Here is a 17,451-nt window from a genome sequence, read left to right on the forward strand (position 1 = left end):
GACCACCGCCGGCCACCGGTCGCCCCGGCTGTGCGCCAGGGCCCGCCGTTCGGCGGACCCTGGCGCGCGACACAGAAGATCAGCGCAGGGTGTCGATGTCGATGACGAACCGGTACCGCACGTCCGAGGCGAGGACCCGCTCGTACGCGTCGTTGACTGCCTCGGCGCCGATGACTTCGACCTCGGGAGCGATGCCGCGCTCGGCGCAGAAGTCCAGCATCTCCTGCGTCTCGGCGATGCTGCCGATGCTGGAGCCGGCGAACGAACGTCGATTGCCGAACAACGCGAAGACGGGCACCGGCAGCGGCTCCGGCGGGGCACCCACGCTGACAAGCGTGCCGTCCAGACGCAGCAGGCCGAGGTAGCTGGCCATGTCGATCGGTGCGCTGACCGTGTTGATGATCAGGTCGAAGCTGTTCTTGAGCGCCTCGAACGTCACCGGGTCCTTGGTGGCGTGGTAGTGCTCGGCGCCGAAGCGCAGGGCGTCGTCCTTCTTGCCCAGCGTCTGTGACAACACCGTCACCTCGGCGCCCATCGCCGCGGCGATCTTGACAGCCATGTGGCCCAGACCACCCAGGCCCACCACGGCGACCTTCTTGCCTGGACCGGCGTTCCAGTGCGCCAACGGAGAGTACGTGGTGATGCCCGCGCACAGCATCGGCGCGGCCGCCTCGTACGGGATGCTTTCCGGCACCCGCAGCACGAAGTCCTCGTTCACGACGACGTGGGTCGAGTACCCGCCCTGGGTCACGGTGCCGTCCCGGTCGACGCCCGCGTACGTCTGGGTGTTGCCCTTGAGGCAGTACTGCTCGTTTCCGGTGCGGCAGTTCTCGCACTCGCGACACGAGTTGACCATGCAGCCAACACCAGCACGGTCGCCGACCGCGTGGCGGGTGACGTCGGGGCCGACCTCGGTGATCCGGCCGACGATTTCGTGGCCAACGGTGAGCGGGTAGGGAACACTGCCCCAGTCGCCGCGCACGGTGTGGATGTCAGAGTGGCAGATGCCGGCGTAGCGGATTTCGATGAGAACATCGTGCGGGCCCAGGTCCCGCCGTTCGATCGTGGTACGCACGAGCGGTTCGGTGGCAGAAGGCGCGGCGATGGCGTTGACGGTGAAGATGATGTCCTCCGGTGACGTGATGCTGACCTGCCTGCACCTCACCACACGCGTGCTGGATGCGATCGTCGGCCTGGGCGTCAGGCTTTTTCTACAGCAGGGGTCATCTGTCCGCGCTCACCATGCTGGTCTGCGTGGTTCAGGCGGTTTCCTTCTGCAGTGCGGGGCCGAGGAGCAGCCCTCCGTCGATGACATACTCGGCGCCGGTGATGAAGGCCGCGTGCGGCGATGTGAGGAACAACAGCAGCGCAGTGATGTCGGCGGGCTGCCCGAGTCGCGGGACGGCGAACGGCTCGGGCGAGTAGAAGTCGGCGATCGGGGTGTCGCTGCCGGCCGCCGGCTCGGTGATGAACGGAGTGGCGACAACGCCGGGGTGAATTGCATTGACGCGGATGTTGTCGCGGCCCAACTCGAGGGCAGCGGTCTGAGTGAGCCCCCGAACCGCCCACTTGCTGGCGACATAGGGCGCGTAGAAGGCCGTACCGCCGATGCCCATTGTGGAGGCGATGTTGATGATCGTTCCTCCTCCCGCGCGCCGTAGCGCCGGGGCGGCTGCCTTGATGCCGAGGAAAGTGCCGGTGAGATTGATGTCGAGGATGCGAGCCCACGTAGCCCGGTGGGTGGACTCGATGAGGGCCGGTGGGTTCTGCACCCCGGCGTTGTTGACCAGGATCGTGAGCGCGCCGAAGACCTTCTCGGTCTCCGCGACGGCGGCGGCCCACGACTCCTCCTGGGACACGTCGAGGCAGACGAAACGCGCCCCATCTCCCAACTCTGCGGCGAGGCCAGCACCACGCTCGGCATTGATGCCACCGATGACGACGTTGGCGCCTTCGGCGTGCAGGGCGCGAACGTGGCTGGCCCCCTGCCCACCGGTGCCGCCGGTCACGAGAACGGTCTGATTGGCGAAGCGGGACAAAAGATCCTCCGGGTGCGTGCGAGGGATGACAACCCGAAACCGGGTGGCGAGTCGACCGACTCACCACGTCGAAGCTACCTCTCCTGCGAGTGGTGAGTCAACCCACTCACCTCGCTATGATGGCCGCATGACCCCAGCGCCGTCGGCCTATCACCAGCGCGTGGCGGAGGAGAAGCGCGCGCTCATCGTGCGGGCCGCCACCGAGCTTTTCCTCGAGGTGGGCTACGACCGGGCATCACTGGCGCGTGTTGCCGACAGTGCTGGCGTGTCGAAAGCAACGCTGTTCAAGCAGTTTCCGACAAAGGCAGCGTTGTTCGATGCCATCGTCATCGACTCGTGGGCCGAGAACGACGTCGAAGACGTGCCGCCCGCCGGTGACCTGACGGCCGGCCTGACGGTTCTGGGAAGGCGCTACGCGACGCTGTTGAGCCAGCCGGAGATGACCGCCCTGTTCCGCATCGTCATCGCCGAACTGCCACGCTTTCCTGAACTGGCCAAGGCGCATTTCTCACAGGGAAAACTGCCGTACTTCGAGTCCGTCCGGATCTACCTCCTGGCCGAGCGCGACGCGGGAGCCGCCGACATCGCTGACCCGGAGATGGCCGCTACGCAGTTCCTCGGGATGATCTCGAACTACCTGTTCTGGCCGAGCCTTCTGCTCCCGGACTGGACGGTGACCCCTACCCGCACGACCGCGGTTGTGGAAGAAGCCGTCCGAACCATGGTTGCGCGATATGGCACCGACGTTCACCACCGGGACCGTGAGGTCGTTACCGCGTCTGCTGCAGAAGACGCGCAGGGCCGCCGAGAAGTCCTGGCAACAGACTCCGCGAACAAGGCGCGCGACTGCAACCGCCGGACCTAGTAGCCATGATCGCGAAGAAGTAGCGGGTCCGCTCAGGTCACCAGGCCCCGGCGGTACGCGTACACCACGGCCTGCACCCGGTCTCGCAGGTCGAGCTTGGTGAGGATGCGGGACACGTACGTCTTGACCGTCTCCTGGCTGATCACCAGGGCCGCGGCGATCTCGCTGTTGGAGAGGCCCTCCGCCATGAGCCGGAGCACCTCCAGCTCGCGCGGGGTCAGCGCGCCGCCGTGCGGGCCACCCTCGGCCGGGCGGATGCGGGCCGCGTACCTGCCCACCAGCTGCCGGGTCACCTCCGGGGCCAGCAGCGCGGCGCCCGTCGCCACCGTGCGGATGCCGTGGAGCAGCTGCGCCGGTGGGGCGTCCTTGAGCAGGAAGCCGCTGGCACCCGCGCGCAGCGCCTCGTAGACGTACTCGTCGAGGTTGAACGTCGTCACCACGAGGACCTTCACCGGCACGGGGACCCGGGCACCGGCCAGCAGGCGGGTCGCCTCGATGCCGTCGAGCACCGGCATCCGGATGTCCATCACCACCACGTCCGGCCGGAGCCGAAGGGCCAGGTCGACTGCCGCGCGTCCGTCGCCGCACTCGCCGACGATCTCCATATCGGGCTGGGCGTCGATGATCGTCGCGAATCCGGCGCGGATCAGCTCCTGATCGTCGCAGACGAGCACCCGGACCGGCGCGGTCACGACGGGTTCCCAGCCGGGATCCGGGCCCGCACGAGGAAGCCGCCGCCGGCCCGCGCACCCGCGCTGAAGTCACCACCGAGGACGGTGACCCGCTCGCGGAGCCCGGCGAGGCCGCGCCCGCTGCCGCCCGGGGACGCGCTGTCACCCCCGGAGCCGTCGGTGCTGATCTCCACGGTCGTCTCTCCTTCCCCGTGGTGAACGCGAACCCTGGTCCGGCTGCCGTGCGCGTACTTCAGCGCGTTCGTCAGCGCCTCCTGCACCACCCGGTACGCCACCACCTCGGCGCCATTGATGGCCACCGACGGCGTGCCCTCCCGGACGAACTCGACCGGCTGTCCGGCCTGCCGGGAATGGGCGATGAGGGCATCCAGGTCGCCGACGAAGGGCGTACGCGGATCGCCTGTGCTGTTGTGATCCGGGTTGAGCAGGTCGAGCAGCTGCCGCAGGTCGCCGACGGCCCGGCGGCCGGTCCCGGTGATCGCAGTCAGCGTCTGGTCCAGCTTGTCCGGGGCGTCCATCAGGTAGCGCGCCGCCTCGGCCTGCACGACCATCGCCGTCACGTGGTGGGTGACGACGTCGTGCAGCTCCCCGGCGATGCGCGTGCGCTCCGCAGTACGGGTGGTCTCCTCGACATGGCGGCGGCGTTCCGCCTCGGTGACCCGGTTCTGGCGCAGCCACGCCCCGATGCCCCACGCGAGCGCCAGCAGCAGGTAGAAGGTGGTGAACCCCGCGATGCCCTCACCCGATCCGAGCCGGTCGAGGGAGACCGCCAGGGGCACGTACGCCGCCGAGGCGAGACCCGCGACGGCCCAGCGGCGCCGTTCCAGGTGGGCGCCGGCGCTGATGAGCGCGATGGCCAGTCCCGTACCCGCGATGGTGTGGTAGCCGCGGAGCTGGTCGATCGCGAAGCCGAGCGACACCAGCATGAGGCAGGCGGCCGGCCACCGACGCCGCACGGCCAGCGGCAGGCACTCCAGGGCGACGACACCGATGGTCAGCGCGTCGTACGGGCGGTCCGGGAGGTCGCCGAGCTGCGTACCCTGCCGATCCAGGGCCGGGACCACCGTCGCGAGGGCGAGGGCTACGGCGATCGGGAGATCCCGGACCGTGATCGGCCACTGCTGCCACAGATCCGGGAGCCTCCGGAGCCTGATCACCGGGTGACTGTAGCGGTTGCCGGGGCCTGCGCCGAGCGGTGGCGGCGCGCGATGATGTGCCCGCGGCGCTTGGCCAGCCACAGGAACACCACGGTCAGCACCACGCCGGCCAGCACCGCGTACAGGCTGCCCTCCGGCCCGAAGTCGCCACCGCTCAGCGCGACCGGCCCCGACGTCGACGCCTCGAGCAGCCCCTTCGACTCGCCGTTGCCCGAGACCACGACGCTGAAGATGCCGCCGGCGGCGAAGTTCCAGCCGAAGTGCAGGCCGATCGGGACCCACAGGTTCCGGGTGGCGGCGTAGCAGGCGGCCAGCATGAACCCGGCCTCGATGGCGATGGCGGTCGCCCCCCACAGGGTGGCGTCCGGGTTCGCCAGGTGGATCGCGCCGAACACCACGCCGGTCAGGGCGAGAGCGATCCAGGTGCCCGTCCGCTCCTCGACAATGCGGAACAGCACCCCCCGGAACAGCAGCTCCTCGGTGACGGCGGCGGCCGCCATGAACCCGAGCAGACCCAGCGCTCCCGTCGGCGAACCCCAGCCCTCGACGCGGTAACCGTCGAGGAATGCGATGGTGGCGATGACGGCCGCGAACATGGCGAAGCCGATGAGCGTCCCACGGCCCAGCTTCCCGCCCCGGCCGTCCAGGCCGAGCTCGGTCGGCTCACGGCGCTCGGTGCGCCGCACGACCCACCGGTAGACGACCACGCCCAGCACTGCCGTCAACGCGCCCATCACCAGAGTGAGGAAGAAGTTGCCCTCGACGGCGGCGACGCACTGCCAGCCGACGAGGGCGGCGACGGCGACCGCTAGGAACTGTTTGACGAATCGCATGGCGACTCCTTCGTAGACCGTGGCCGGAGCGCCAGCGGACACGAAGAAACCTATGGTTTTCCGCCGCTGCAATCGTCACCGCACGGTGGACACTTGCGGGTAGCTCGCACGGGGGACAAGAGCTACATTCCGCGCCGGATGGCGGCGACTGACCTGGGCGATCGGGCGACGTACGCGCGAAACCCGCGGTGCGTCCGGGACGGTGATCGCCACGCCGCCGGTCTCAGTGCAGCAGGGCGTTCTCGAAGGAGCTGTCCGTCCGGCTGCACATCGACGTTCGGCCGGAGCTGCTCACCAAACTGGACACCATCACGACCAACGTGGAGCTTGGCTCCCGCAGCAGTCTCTGCCAGACACGCCTGAGCCAGCACCTGAGGGGCCGGGCGGTCCGGTTTCAGGTCACTTTCACGAGTCGCGGCTGTCGGCAGAGTGTCGACCAGGGAGCGCCCCAATCCGACCAAGGAGGTGAGCGACGGTCTGTCCCAAGTCCGTAAGGCGGTAGTTCGTCGGGAACCGCGGTTCAGGCACGCCAACTGTGTTTTGCGCGTTGTGCAACTCATCCTCTTCCTCGCCGGAAAGGTGTTGCTGGCTACGTTCAACCGCTTCGACGAAATTCATTTTCACCAACTTCTGAACAAGGATTTGCACAACGTGAGCAATGCCTATGTCTCGATTGGCTATGTCTTTTACTCGGAACTGCTCAGCTTCCGTCGTTGCCACCGACAAGCATCGCGCATCAACTCCTTCGAAATCCTCCAAGAGTGAAATCAGAATCCGCATCTCATCAGCTCTGGATCCATCCTTGGCTCCCAGAATGAAAGCTCGAGCAAGCACTCTGATCTTCCACTCGTCGGCTGTGGCGGTCGACGCTCCGACGGCCTCGCCCAGCAACTGCCGTGTCTTCCGATCAGATTGCTCTCCCGCAGCGAGGTCATCCACAGTTGACCCGCTCTCCGATTCAACGGCGTCGGTAAACTGCTGTACACCCTCCGCGGCCCAGAGACGGTAGACCAGCGACACCGATTCCTCCACCATGGAGCCCGCAAGCGCGCTGGCGGGAACGGCTGCGACGCCGAGCTCTGGTCTCTGGAGCACAGCTGCTGCGACTGTTAGAAGAGCTGCAACCGCAGGTGCCACGGTGTTTCCAGCGGCACGTTGGACGATAGCAACCGCTCGATCTTGCGCTTCTCCCATGCGTTTATTCTGCTCTGCCTGCGCCAGCCGATTCGCCCTGCGTTCGCCTGATGAGTGTGATTGCCTCCGGCGGGTATACCTCCCGCTCCAGACCGGATCCGACTCCGGTAACCAGGCTGCCCGCCCCCTGGACCCCGGGCAGCTTGGGGATGGCCGACGAACCACCGTCACCCGACGAGCACCACTCGGCAGGGCCAAGCCTGCGCGGCGGGATCCGACAACCAGTCAGACGGCAAGATCAACGCTGGGAGGCGGCCGTAAAGGTAGGTCCACCGAGCTGGCCGGGCCCCTGCCGATCAGACGATTTGCAATGCTGTGGTGGGCGCATGAAACGCCGAACGGCGGCCCGCTGAATCAGTCGGGCCGCCGTTCGCAAACTGTGGATCAGAGCGGGCGGATGTTCTCCGCCTGCGGGCCCTTCTGGCCCTGGGTGATGTCGAACTCCACCTTCTGGTTCTCGTCGAGGCTGCGGAAGCCGCTCGCCGAGATCGCGGAGAAGTGGGCGAAGACGTCGGCGCCGCCGTCGTCCGGGCTGATGAAGCCGAAGCCCTTGTCGGCGTTGAACCACTTCACGGTACCTGTAGTCATGTCTGCTCCTCGCAGGCTGTTGGAGACCGCACTGTGCGGACCCTTACGCCGCCGCGTTGATCACCCGCGTCGAAACGACACGAAAAACGAAGAAGCGCCTGGGTGGGCTCAGATGACCCATCAGGCGCTGGAAAACGTCTACGGAAATCAAAACTGCAACACGGCTACCGTAGCAGATGATCCGTCGTCCGTCCCGTTTGGGTGGGCGGACCTGGTCACCTGTCCGCTTCAACGATGCCGCCCTGGCCACAACAGTGAAGCGAACGTCGACCGGCCGTCGCTGCCACGACGACCGGGCGGGCCGGCAGTGCGGGGCCGGTGCCAAGAGCGCCGGCCCCGCTGTGGTCGACCTGGTCAGGCGCGGAAGAAGGTGCACTGGAAGGCAAAGTCGTCCACCCGCACGGCACCGCTGCCACCGAGCAGGGAGACCCGGACGAACACCTTGTTGGGACCGTTCGCGTAGCTGGCCACGTCATGCCGCCGCCAGACGGTGTCGGTGATCCGGACGGTGCGCAGCGCGAGGTAGGTCCAGCTCGCCGGATCGATCACCTCGACGTTGAGCACCGCCGGCCCGCTGACCGCCCGGACGAAGAACCCGCCGCCGCAGGTGGTGGAGTGCCCGGCGGTACGCGGCCCCACTGTGAGCAGCTTGCCCACCCCGGACCAGCCACCGGTCGAGGTTGTGAGAATGGCGTTGTTCGAACCAGACCGGGCCGTCCCCGTGCCCAGTTCGAAAGCTCCGCTTCCGGCCCCGGAGCGATGGAACTCCCACACCGCTGCCGGGTTCCCCTCGAACCCGTCGGTGTGCTGCCAGAGGTCCGCCTGAGCGGGGCCGACGGCCACGGTCAGGGCCACCGCCGTCGCCATGACAGCCGCGGCGGTGAGGCGTACGGCTCTGGTGAATGCGGTTCTCATCGTTGTCTCCTTCGCTCGTCGCCGCTCGTCACGGCGCGCCGTAGATGACGACCTGGTACGCGTTGATCGCCTCTCCCACCGGCTGATGCCAGGTGCGCGGCGTGGAGTTGCACTGGCTGCCCTTCCGGTTGGCGTGCGAGTTCAGCCCGTACGCGGTGTTGGTGGCGAAAAGCGGCCCACCACTGTCGCCGCCGAGGGTGCAGATGTTGGTCTCGACCATCTGGCGTACGGTGCCGCCGGCGCCGTTGACCGTCACGTTGGTCTTGAGCACGGAGCCGCACCTGAATCCGGTGGTCCTGCCCGAGTTGCAGACCGACAGCCCACTCACTGCCGTCGCCCAACCGTGGATGCTGCGGCTTGTGTTGTTCCACAGGTTGATGACGCCGGTCGCCCAGACCGACGAACCGTTCATCCAGATGAGGCCGTAGTCGTTCTCCGGATAGTTGCTCTCCAGCGACGGCCCGACGTCCTGCCCGTTGGGCAGTGTCCAGTGCGGGTAGCCCTGAGTGCAGTGGCCGGCCGTGATGATGTAGTTGAAGGTGTAGTCGGTGGCGGTGAACCCGACCGAGCAGCCGCCCAACGAGTCCCCACTGGAGATCCCGACGTTCGGCTGGATCTGGCCGGCGCTGGTCTCGAACCGCACCGCCGCGCCGAACTTGCGCGCCACCGAGCGTTGCACGGCGTTCTTCGCCCCCGACGCCGGCAGGCTCACCACCACCTGGTTGGTCGCCGGGTCCACCCCCCAGGTCGTGTTCGGCTCACTCGCCGCGGCCTCCAGCGTCCGCTGGATGGACTGGAGTTGCCGTTCGCCACGAGCGACGACGCGCGCCTTCGCGCCAGCGGTGGTCACCTTCGCGGCAGCCGCGGCGTCGGTGACCGCGACGACGAGGTCGCCGTTGGACAGGTACGCGCCGCCCGAGCTGGCACCCAGCTCGGTGGTCAGCTGGTTGGCGAGTCGCACGTTGGCGTTCTCGGCGCTGATCAGCCTCTCGGCGGCATCGCGGCTGATACCCCGCTGTGCGGCGATCGCCTCGGCCATGTCCGCCGCCCCGCCGGCCCGGTCCCTGGCGACGCCGCCGCCGAAAGCCAGGGCTGCCCGGCCATCGGTGCGGACCGGATCCGCCGCGCCCCCGGGTTGGGCCGGTCGGTCTACCGGCCCGGCCGCTGCCGCCGTCGGGACGAAGGCCACCGACGCCACGACGGCGAGCGCCATCGCGAGCAGGGACCTGCGGCTTGGCCTCTTCTTACGCGGGTGGCTGACGACACGTTCTGACATTCACCGCTCCCATCACGAGGGGACTGGTCGGCCAGGTCAGGAGCCGGACGGCCCGGACCGGACGGCAATCCTCGCAATCGGGAGGGGGCCGCGAGTGGGATGTTGGACGCGGCTGGACACGGCTGGACAGGGCTGGACACCTGGCTCCGGTCGGCCGCCCGGCGGCTCTTCGGGATGTGTGCAGGCGAAGTCCCAGACCATTGTCAGCGCACTGTCGGGTTCGCCGCGCTCGAGCCCGAGGGCCTGGATCAGGCTCAGCAGCTCGTCGCGAGCCTCGCCCGCTTCTTCTACCAAGCGGCAATCGAAGAGAACGTCGTCGGATCCTGCCCCCCACTGACCCGTGCGACGATCCCGTGGTCGAGCCAGAGGATCAGTCCCTTGTCGCGATCGGTGATGCAGAACGACGCGTTGTCGTCAGCACGATGATGATCGCTGAACTCCAGGAGCGCGCCGAGCGCGTCTTTCGGGCCGCCAGGGACCCACTCCTGCTCGTTGTCCTTGTCGTCGCTGGTGGGTGGGCTGTCAGCGACGCCGCGAAGGGATGGCCGGCGACGCCCGGAGGACGGTGAGCCAGGTGGCGTTGGGCGCGGGTCGCCGGAAGATTGGAGAATCTTTCTGGTTGGCGGCAACCTGCGGGCGGTGGATCGCATGTACCCGGATGTAAGCGATGATCGCCACGATCCATAGGGGCCCGGAAATGTCTGCACGTCCTCTTCTGCTGCTGCCCGTTGCCACCGTCCTTCTTGGACTGTCTGCCTGTAGCTCCTCGCCGGCTTCTGGGCCTGGCCCAACCGCATCTGCTCCGACGTCGGCCGCTGCGGCCACTGGCACCCCCGGTGCGTCGGCCGCTGCGGCTGCCACGGCGGCCGACTGTCCCTCGGCGACGACCCTCCAGACGCTGGTCGAACTGCCGAAGGGCTCGTCTCTCACGACAGTGAAGTGCTTCAAGGACTGGGCGGCGGCCGATCCGCAGGGCCCGACCGCCGGCGACGGTGTCTACCTGTTCCGCTACGTGACCGGTACGGGCTGGAAGTACTACGACCAGGGCAGCGGGTGGGACTGCAAGGATCTCGGCCTCAGCGAGCCGGCGCCGTTCTGCATCTCGGATCCGGTGACGACGACGACCAAGCCGGTGAACAGCGCGGCCACGAATGCCACGTGCCCTTCGGCGAAGACTCTCGAGAGCCTTGTCGAGCTTCCGAAGGGCTGGACGTTCGGCGGTGTCGAGTGCGTCAAGGACTGGGCGGGAGCTGACCCGCAGGGCCCGAAGGCCGGTGACGGCGCCTACCTGTTCCACTTCGTGACCGGCACGGGCTGGAAGTACTACGGCGACGGCAGCGGATATGACTGCAAGGACCTCGGCCTCACCGAGCCGGCGCCGTTCTGCATCTCCTGACGGGTTGACCGCGGTCGGTTGCTGTGACGCACACCAGCTATGGTGTGCGCCACAGCCAACGGGCCGCATCGACGCCGCCGCTGCCTGAAGGACTTTGGGGTCGGTGGGGGGACGAGCACGGCATGGCGGACTCCATAGACGATCTTTTCTGTGAGTTCGTGCGGACCCGCTCCCCGGCGTTGCTGCGGACGGCGTTCCTGCTGACCGGCGACCGGCACCTCGCCGAGGACCTGGTGCAGGATGCGCTGGCCCGCACGCATCGGGGCCGGCGCCGGCTCAATGATCCCGGGCACTTCGAGGCGTACACCCGCACAGCCATGTACCACCAGCACGTGAGTTGGTGGCGGCGCCGCAAGGTAGCCGAGTCCCTGCCCGGCGAACTGGCCGACGTGGTCCAGCCCGGCAGCGACCATGCTCGCCGTACCGATCTCAAGCTTGCCCTGCACCAGGCTCTCGCCCAACTCACCCAGCGGCAACGGGCCGTGCTGGTGGCGCGGTTCTTCGAGGACCGCAGCGAGGCCGAGACCGGGGATCTGCTGCAATGCTCGGTGGGCACGATCAAGAGTCAGACCAGCAAGGCGCTGGCCCGCATGCGGGAGATAGCGCCCGAACTGCTCTCGGCCGTGATGGAGGAGGCCTGATGACCGACAACCTCGGGCCCCTGCGTCAGGCCCTGTCCGATCTGAGCGAGCACGGCGGCACCGCCGACATGTACGAGCGCGCCCTACGCAAATCGCGGCAGTCACAACGGCGCACGGCGCTCACCACCGGCGCCGCGGCCGCGGCGGTGGTGTTCGCCATCGGCGGTACGGTCGCCCTCGCCACCCGCCACCGGCCCGACCCTCCGACGGCACCCGCATCCACCCCCACCAGTGACGGACGTCAGAATCCCACCTGTCCGTCGACGCAGGCCCTCGGGACCCTGGTCGAGCTGCCGGCGGGCTGGTCTTTCGCTTCCAGGGGAGTGGAGTGCGTCGAGACGTGGGCGGCGGCCGACGTGCAGCGCCCGGACGCCAGTGGCGTCATCTACCTGTTCCACTACACGGCCGGCACGGGCTGGCGATTTCAGGACCAGGGCACCGGATGGGAGTGCAAGGACCTCGGCCTGACCGAGCCGGCGTCGTTCTGTACTTCCTGACCGCCTGCCTGGGAAATCCTCGGCTGAGGACAGCCGTCGGAAGCGAACACGCCAACCCGGTGGGCCTTCATGAACCTCAGAGCGGGAGTCGTCCGCTCACTGACGGGTCTCCCTTATCTTCGGCAGTGGCGTGCCGTCGTCGCACCGCGCCTTGATCTCGCTCCTGTTGCCCGCGGACAGCAACACCACCTGGATCTCCTTGACGGGCCCGGCGTTGTAGTCCTTGAGGCGGTAGCCGGGGGCAGGAGCGACGTCGACAACGCGAGCCTGATCGCCGGTGCAGAGCACAGTCACCACACCACCGAGTGCCCGAATGGGTGTAGCAGGCTTGGGGGAGGTCGGCGCCGGCGCGGCACTGGAGGGCCCGGTCGGCCGTTCGGCGCTGGGTGACGTTGTAGCGCCGGGGCCGGCCGTGGAACCGGCTCTGGCGACCGGTTCAGCCGGCCCAGCCGGAGCGGTCCCCGTGCGGCTTGGTCGTGAGACTGGTGCGGGCTCCGCGGACGTCTGCCGGGGAGCAGGTGCCGCAGTGGCAGACACGTCGAAGGCGGCGTCGGGCGGGGTGGCACCGTCACGGGTGGCGACCCCGCCCGATCTGCCATCGGCGGGTATGAACTGGGGGAGCAGGAGCGAAATGGTCCCTGCCGTCACCACGAGAACGGGGATCAGGACGGCGTTGGGGATGCGGCGGCGCCGACCGGGAGAGGGACCGGCGGGGGTGGGCGCCGACACCGGCGGGACGGGTGCCGGCTGCGCCGCCTGTTTCGCCCGCCGCTCGGCGTCATCGGCCAAACCGTGCAGGGCCGTGGCCACCTCTGCGGCGTCCGGTCGATCGGCGGGATCCCTGGCGAGGCAACGGTCGAGGAGGCGGTGAACCTCCGGTGACACTCCCTCGATATCAGGCAACGGTGCCGGATCGACGTACACGTGAGCGGTCAACATCTGCGTGGGGGTCTCCGCCGACCAGGGCAGTTCGTTGGTCAGCGTTCGGTACAGCAACAGTCCGAGCGCGTAGACGTCGGAGGCGGGCAGGACAGTGCCAGCGGCGAGCCGTTCGGGCGCGAGGTAGGCCGCGGTGCCCAACAGTCGTCCGTCCGCCTCCAGCTCCGGCCGACCGACAGTGGTGGCGATACCGAAATCGACCACCTTCACACCGGCCGGTGTCAGCATTACGTTGGACGGCTTGATGTCGCGGTGCACCAGCTTACGTTCGTGCGCGGCGGCGAGCGCCTCGGCGACCTGCGCGCACGTCCGCATCGCGGCGGCCGGTGGCAGCGGACCGGCGGCAAGTCGCTGGGACAGGGTCTGGCCGGGCAGCAGTTCCATCACCACGTACGAGACCTGGCGGCCGGCGGCGTCGGTGTGCTCGCCGTAGTCGTACACACTCGTCACGTGCGGGTGCCAGAGGCCGGCAGCGGCCCTGGCCTCCGCCTGGATGCGTTGTCGTGCGCCTCGGGCGGTAGCTTGCGCGCCGGCCAGGACCTTGACGGCGACCGCGCGTTCGAGGACGCGGTCCCACGCCCGCCAGACGGCCGACATGCCACCAGTGCCGAGAGGGCTCTCGACCTGATACCTGTCGTCCAACAGATCACCGACCATCACTGGGACAGCTTGCCAGAGTGGACTCCCAGCGGCATGTCGGTCCAATCCGACGCTGGTCAGCGGCCGTCCCTTCGGCCCTACCCGCGTCACCAGCCCTCGCCCGGTCGACCGGGTTGGTACTGCAACGGCAGCAGCTGAGAGCGGCGGTAAGGGTCGGCCGTGCTCGGCCAGCACTTCCGTGTGGGGTGGGGGAGAATCGAATCATGTTTGTCATCAAGGAGCGGTTCTTCTCGATCGGCGACGACTTCGACGTGCTCGACGAGCACGGCACCAAGGTCTTCCACGTCGACGGCAAGGTGCTCAGCGTCCGCAACAAGGTCGTCATCGAGGACGCCTCCGGCCACGAGGTCGCGACGCTGCACCGGCACCTGGTGGCGCTGCGTCCCACGTACGAGATCCGGATCGGCGGCGAGAAGGCCGCGGAGGTCCGCAAGAAGCTGCTCACGCCGTTCCGCGACAAGTTCACCATCGACGTGCCGGGGCCCGACGACCTGGAGATGAAGGGTGACCTGCTCGACCACGAGTACGTGATCGAGCGCGGCGGCACCGAGGTGGCCTCGGTCTCCAAGCGGTGGCTGACGATCCGGGACACCTACGCCGTGCAGGTCACCGCCGGCGTCGACCCGCTGCTCATCATCGGCAGCGTCCTCGCGCTCGACCTGGCCATGAACCGCGACAAGAAGAAGGGCGACGACGACTGACCCCGTGGGCGGCAGCCGCATTGCTCGGGGTCGGGCTGGTGGCCGGGACGGTCTGACGCGTTCCTGGGCCGAGAACAGCCCGCAACCAGGCTGGGCAGGAGCAGCCGGCTGCGCTAATGGCTGTGGGGCCGGATGTTGTGGTTGAGGTGGAACACGTTGTGCGGGTCCCAGATCGTCTTGAGTGCGGTGAGCCTGGCGAGCTTGGCGGCCGGGTATGCGCGGCGTACCCCGCGTTGTCCCTCGTCGGCGGCGAGCGAGTTGACGTAGACGCCGTCGGCATACGGGTCGAGCGCGGCTGCGGCACCGCGGGCCGCTGCCATCCGGATGTCGTCTTCGGATGGCTCGGCCCAACGGGAGCCGGCGCCGAACTCGAACATGGTGCCGCGGTGGCTGAACGCGGCGTCGGCGTCCGCGACGTCGGCGATGGCGCCGCCGTGCGCCTGCAGACCGACGTTGGCCAGGTGGGCGCCGGTGTGCAGGTCCGACGCGCCGCGCAGCAGGAACGCCTCGATCGCCGCTGTGGGGAACTGCCGCAGGTAGTGCGCACTGGAGTACCGGCGGTAGGCGTGGCCGCCAACGGTGTCGTCGCGTTGCTGAAGCTCCAGATATGAGGGGGTGGTGACCCGTTCGGCGACCGGGCGGCCGAGCGCGCGCAGCGCCGGCAGCAACCGGTGACCCTGTGCCGGGTCGCCGACCCAGACGAAACCGACGGTGGCGAGAGGACCCCTGCCCGTGCCGTGGACGTCGGCGGTGAAGGTCGCCTGCCGCGGCGCGACGGCGTTGAGGTCCCGCCAACCTTCGAGCACCGGTACGGCGTCCTCGGCGCGGAAGTCGAACTCGGCGACCAGGGTCCGCGTTCCGGTGTGGTGCAGTTGGAAGTCGAAGTCGGTGACGATGCCGAAGTTGCCGCCCCCGCCACGCAGGCCCCAGTAGAGGTCGGGGTTCTCGGTTCGGCTCGCGGTCACCACCTCCCCGTCCGCGGTGACCATCGTGTAGGAGACGACGTTGTCGCAGGACAACCCGTGTTGTCGGGCGAGCCAGCCCATGCCGCCGCCGAGGGTCAGGCCGCCGACCCCGGTGTGCGAGACGTTGCCGGCGGTCGTGGCGAGGCCGTACGGCTGCGACGCCCGGTCGAGTGCGCCGAGCATCGCGCCACCCTGGACCTGGGCGCGTCGCGGGATCGGGTCGACCCGAACGCCGTTCAACGGGGTCAGGTCGATCATCAGGCCGTTCGCGGGAACGGCGAGGCCGGCCACGTTGTGCCCGCCGCAGCGCACCCCGATCTCCAGGTCGAGTTCGCGGGCCAGGCGCACCGCGGCCACCACGTCGGCGACGCTCGCGGCCTGCACGATCATCTGCGGGCGACGGTCGATCATGGCGTTCCAGACGGTGCGGGCCGCGTCGTAACCCGGGTCACCCGGGTTGAGGAGGCGGCCGTCGAAGCGGGGACTGGTCGTTGTGGGCATACGTCTGAGCCTGACGGAAATCGGTACACCCGGTAAGGTCCGATTCCATGGGTCGAATCAGGACCAATTCGAGCACGGCGGAGGACCTGCTCATCCATGTCGACCGGTCCGCGGCCGAACCGCTGCACCGGCAGATCGCCGCCTCGATCCGGGACAGCATCCGGGCCGCCCGGTTGCGCCTCGGGACGTCCCTGCCGCCCACCCGCACCATCGCAGCCGATCTGGGCGTCTCACGTGGCGTCGTCGTCGAGGCCTACCAGCAACTCGTCGCCGAGGGCTACCTCACCAGTCGGGCGGGCGGCTACACCCAGGTCGCGGTGGAGCCGGTTCCGCCGTCGGCGGATCGGCGCGGCGGGGAGCGGCCGGCGGCCCGGATCGACTTCGGGTACGGCCGGACCGACGTGTCGTCATTTCCCCGGGCCGCCTGGCTGCGTTCGGTGCGAACGGTCCTCACCAGCACGCCGAACGAACGCTTCGCCTACCTCGACGGGCGTGGCGTACCCGAACTGCACGCAGCCCTGATCGACTACCTCAACCGGGTCCGCGGCACATCGGCCCGCCCGGAGAACGTCGTGATCTGCAGTGGCTACGGCCAAGGCGTCGCGCTGATACTCCAGGTGCTCGCGGCGCGCGGCGCGCGCAGGGTGGCCGTCGAGGACCCGTCCGCGGACGACGACGCCCGCCTCGCCGCGGCCGCCCTCGGCCTGGACGTGATCGGCGTCCCGGTCGGCCCAGACGGCATCCTCGTCGAGAAGCTCGAACGGGCCGACGCGGACGCCGTCGTGCTGACGCCCTCGCACCAGTGGCCCACCGGCGGCGTCCTGTCGGCCACCGCACGGGCCCGGGTCATCGGCTGGGCGCAGCGCCGCGGCGCCGTGGTGATCGAGGACGACTACGACGCGGAGTACCGCTACGACCGCTCGCCCGTCGGCGCCATGCAAGGGCTGGCACCCGACTCCGTCGTCTACTGCGGCACAGCGAGCAAGACCCTGGCGCCAGGGCTGCGTCTCGGGTGGCTGCTCGCGCCGTCACACCTGGTCGACGACATCACGGCGGCCAAGGTACGGGCCGACCGCGGCTCTCCCGTCATCGATCAGCTGACCTTCGCCGACTTTCTCACCCGCGGCGAATTCGACAGGCACCTACGGCGCATGCGCCCGGTCTACCGCCGCCGCCGCGACGTACTCCTGACCGCGCTGCGCGCACGCCTGCCCGAGCTGGAACCGGTCGGTGTCGCGGCGGGACAACACGTCGTCGCCTGGCTACCGCGCGACCTCGACGAGGCATTGGTCGTGGCTGCCGCCGCCCGGCGCGGACTGGTCGTGCAGGGCGTCTCCCGGTACCGGCTGAGCCCCGCCGGACCCGGCGGGCTGATCTTCGGCTACGCGACCCTCACCGAACGCTCCATCACCGACGGGGTGGCAGCCCTCGCCGACGCTGTCGCAGAGGTCCGTGCGCAGATCTGCCGCTGACGGCGGCGGCCGGTCGGCGGCCAGGAGCGCCTGGGGTGCGACCGTCTTCATCCGCGACGTCGCTTCCGGCCGCCCTGCGTTACCGCGCAATGGTTGCGCGACCGATGCGGACTATCGACT

18 protein-coding genes are annotated in these 17,451 nt (G+C 68.8%); 6 read left to right on the top strand and 12 right to left on the bottom strand.

All coding sequences use genetic code 11. From position 1 onward, the window contains the following. Positions 1 to 79 precede the first annotated feature (79 nt). Both ABZ794_RS02150 and ABZ794_RS02155 read right to left on the bottom strand, forming a co-directional pair. Positions 80 to 1,123 (bottom strand): NAD(P)-dependent alcohol dehydrogenase, encoded by a 1,044-nt coding sequence (locus ABZ794_RS02150; protein WP_210780708.1) that lies wholly within the window; start codon positions 1,121 to 1,123, stop codon positions 80 to 82. Positions 1,124 to 1,259: 136 nt separating this feature from the next. Continuing rightward, positions 1,260 to 2,009 (bottom strand): SDR family oxidoreductase, encoded by a 750-nt coding sequence (locus ABZ794_RS02155; protein ID WP_238688402.1) that lies wholly within the window; start codon positions 2,007 to 2,009, stop codon positions 1,260 to 1,262. A gap of 157 nt (positions 2,010 to 2,166) precedes the next feature. Between ABZ794_RS02155 and ABZ794_RS02160 the strand changes: the two genes are divergently transcribed. After that, on the top strand, positions 2,167 to 2,904 hold the full coding sequence (locus ABZ794_RS02160; RefSeq protein ID WP_210780566.1) for a TetR/AcrR family transcriptional regulator: 738 nt from the start codon (positions 2,167 to 2,169) through the stop codon (positions 2,902 to 2,904). Between the two features lie 32 nt (positions 2,905 to 2,936). Here the strand turns inward: ABZ794_RS02160 and ABZ794_RS02165 are convergent, their stop codons facing one another. From ABZ794_RS02165 to ABZ794_RS02200, 8 genes are all read right to left on the bottom strand, one after another. Beyond that, positions 2,937 to 3,596 carry a response regulator transcription factor gene (locus tag ABZ794_RS02165; RefSeq protein WP_210780565.1) on the bottom strand — a complete coding sequence of 220 codons (660 nt, stop codon included), beginning with the start codon at positions 3,594 to 3,596 and terminating at the stop codon, positions 2,937 to 2,939. After that, positions 3,593 to 4,753, bottom strand: coding sequence for a histidine kinase (locus ABZ794_RS02170; protein ID WP_210780564.1), 1,161 nt, complete (start codon positions 4,751 to 4,753; stop codon positions 3,593 to 3,595). The genes ABZ794_RS02165 and ABZ794_RS02170 overlap by 4 nt, the downstream gene beginning before the upstream one ends. Continuing rightward, positions 4,750 to 5,586: a CPBP family intramembrane glutamic endopeptidase gene (locus ABZ794_RS02175; RefSeq protein ID WP_210780563.1), complete on the bottom strand. Its 837-nt coding sequence runs from the start codon at positions 5,584 to 5,586 to the stop codon at positions 4,750 to 4,752. The genes ABZ794_RS02170 and ABZ794_RS02175 overlap by 4 nt, the downstream gene beginning before the upstream one ends. Positions 5,587 to 5,991: 405 nt before the next feature. After that, positions 5,992 to 6,780, bottom strand: coding sequence for a hypothetical protein (locus ABZ794_RS02180; RefSeq protein WP_210780562.1), 789 nt, complete (start codon positions 6,778 to 6,780; stop codon positions 5,992 to 5,994). 384 nt (positions 6,781 to 7,164) lie between these two features. Continuing rightward, positions 7,165 to 7,368, bottom strand: a complete 204-nt coding sequence (locus ABZ794_RS02185; protein ID WP_013283833.1) for a cold-shock protein — start codon at positions 7,366 to 7,368, stop codon at positions 7,165 to 7,167. Positions 7,369 to 7,722: 354 nt separating this feature from the next. Beyond that, positions 7,723 to 8,283, bottom strand: a complete 561-nt coding sequence (locus ABZ794_RS02190) for a hypothetical protein (RefSeq protein ID WP_210780561.1) — start codon at positions 8,281 to 8,283, stop codon at positions 7,723 to 7,725. A gap of 28 nt (positions 8,284 to 8,311) precedes the next feature. After that, on the bottom strand, positions 8,312 to 9,559 hold the full coding sequence (locus ABZ794_RS02195) for a S1 family peptidase (RefSeq protein ID WP_210780560.1): 1,248 nt from the start codon (positions 9,557 to 9,559) through the stop codon (positions 8,312 to 8,314). 287 nt (positions 9,560 to 9,846) lie between these two features. After that, positions 9,847 to 10,209: a DUF6357 family protein gene (locus tag ABZ794_RS02200; protein WP_210780559.1), complete on the bottom strand. Its 363-nt coding sequence runs from the start codon at positions 10,207 to 10,209 to the stop codon at positions 9,847 to 9,849. A 284-nt stretch (positions 10,210 to 10,493) separates the two neighbouring features. Here ABZ794_RS02200 and ABZ794_RS02205 point away from each other — a divergent pair, with 284 nt between their 5' ends. The 3 genes from ABZ794_RS02205 (at position 10,494) to ABZ794_RS02215 (ending at position 12,093) form a co-directional block, all read left to right on the top strand. After that, positions 10,494 to 10,955 (top strand): hypothetical protein, encoded by a 462-nt coding sequence (locus tag ABZ794_RS02205; RefSeq protein ID WP_210780558.1) that lies wholly within the window; start codon positions 10,494 to 10,496, stop codon positions 10,953 to 10,955. Positions 10,956 to 11,077: 122 nt separating this feature from the next. Then, positions 11,078 to 11,596 (top strand): SigE family RNA polymerase sigma factor, encoded by a 519-nt coding sequence (locus ABZ794_RS02210; protein ID WP_210780557.1) that lies wholly within the window; start codon positions 11,078 to 11,080, stop codon positions 11,594 to 11,596. Continuing rightward, positions 11,596 to 12,093, top strand: coding sequence for a hypothetical protein (locus ABZ794_RS02215; RefSeq protein ID WP_210780556.1), 498 nt, complete (start codon positions 11,596 to 11,598; stop codon positions 12,091 to 12,093). Before ABZ794_RS02210 ends, ABZ794_RS02215 begins: the two co-directional genes overlap by 1 nt. A 96-nt stretch (positions 12,094 to 12,189) precedes the next feature. On the opposite strand, the gene ABZ794_RS02220 is transcribed toward ABZ794_RS02215, so the two are convergent. Next, positions 12,190 to 13,689, bottom strand: coding sequence for a serine/threonine-protein kinase (locus ABZ794_RS02220; protein WP_210780555.1), 1,500 nt, complete (start codon positions 13,687 to 13,689; stop codon positions 12,190 to 12,192). A 206-nt stretch (positions 13,690 to 13,895) separates the two neighbouring features. Here ABZ794_RS02220 and ABZ794_RS02225 point away from each other — a divergent pair, with 206 nt between their 5' ends. Further along, positions 13,896 to 14,393 (top strand): LURP-one-related family protein, encoded by a 498-nt coding sequence (locus ABZ794_RS02225; RefSeq protein ID WP_210780554.1) that lies wholly within the window; start codon positions 13,896 to 13,898, stop codon positions 14,391 to 14,393. Positions 14,394 to 14,506: 113 nt separating this feature from the next. Here the strand turns inward: ABZ794_RS02225 and ABZ794_RS02230 are convergent, their stop codons facing one another. Then, entirely contained in the window at positions 14,507 to 15,859 is a 1,353-nt protein-coding gene (locus tag ABZ794_RS02230) for an FAD-binding protein (RefSeq protein WP_210780553.1), read from the bottom strand. Positions 15,860 to 15,906: 47 nt separating this feature from the next. Here ABZ794_RS02230 and ABZ794_RS02235 point away from each other — a divergent pair, with 47 nt between their 5' ends. Next, positions 15,907 to 17,331, top strand: a complete 1,425-nt coding sequence (locus ABZ794_RS02235; protein ID WP_210780552.1) for a PLP-dependent aminotransferase family protein — start codon at positions 15,907 to 15,909, stop codon at positions 17,329 to 17,331. Positions 17,332 to 17,451: the final 120 nt, after the last annotated feature.

Origin of the sequence: Micromonospora sp. NPDC047187 (genome assembly GCF_040643355.1) — a bacterium.
GTDB classification, from domain to species: Bacteria; Actinomycetota; Actinomycetes; order Mycobacteriales; family Micromonosporaceae; genus Micromonospora; species Micromonospora salmantinae.

Excerpts from the sequence above, each read along its gene's own strand:
- ABZ794_RS02160 (WP_210780566.1), top strand. The coding sequence starts at position 2,167 with ATGACCCCAGCGCCGTCGGCCTATCACCAGCGCGTGGCGGAGGAGAAG.
- ABZ794_RS02175 (WP_210780563.1), bottom strand. The coding sequence starts at position 5,586 with ATGCGATTCGTCAAACAGTTCCTAGCGGTCGCCGTCGCCGCCCTCGTC.
- ABZ794_RS02180 (WP_210780562.1), bottom strand. The coding sequence starts at position 6,780 with ATGGGAGAAGCGCAAGATCGAGCGGTTGCTATCGTCCAACGTGCCGCT.
- ABZ794_RS02185 (WP_013283833.1), bottom strand. The coding sequence starts at position 7,368 with ATGACTACAGGTACCGTGAAGTGGTTCAACGCCGACAAGGGCTTCGGC.
- ABZ794_RS02190 (WP_210780561.1), bottom strand. The coding sequence starts at position 8,283 with ATGAGAACCGCATTCACCAGAGCCGTACGCCTCACCGCCGCGGCTGTC.
- ABZ794_RS02195 (WP_210780560.1), bottom strand. The coding sequence starts at position 9,559 with ATGTCAGAACGTGTCGTCAGCCACCCGCGTAAGAAGAGGCCAAGCCGC.
- ABZ794_RS02200 (WP_210780559.1), bottom strand. The coding sequence starts at position 10,209 with ATGCGATCCACCGCCCGCAGGTTGCCGCCAACCAGAAAGATTCTCCAA.
- ABZ794_RS02210 (WP_210780557.1), top strand. The coding sequence starts at position 11,078 with ATGGCGGACTCCATAGACGATCTTTTCTGTGAGTTCGTGCGGACCCGC.
- ABZ794_RS02215 (WP_210780556.1), top strand. The coding sequence starts at position 11,596 with ATGACCGACAACCTCGGGCCCCTGCGTCAGGCCCTGTCCGATCTGAGC.
- ABZ794_RS02220 (WP_210780555.1), bottom strand. The coding sequence starts at position 13,689 with ATGGTCGGTGATCTGTTGGACGACAGGTATCAGGTCGAGAGCCCTCTC.
- ABZ794_RS02225 (WP_210780554.1), top strand. The coding sequence starts at position 13,896 with ATGTTTGTCATCAAGGAGCGGTTCTTCTCGATCGGCGACGACTTCGAC.
- ABZ794_RS02230 (WP_210780553.1), bottom strand. The coding sequence starts at position 15,859 with ATGCCCACAACGACCAGTCCCCGCTTCGACGGCCGCCTCCTCAACCCG.
- ABZ794_RS02235 (WP_210780552.1), top strand. The coding sequence starts at position 15,907 with ATGGGTCGAATCAGGACCAATTCGAGCACGGCGGAGGACCTGCTCATC.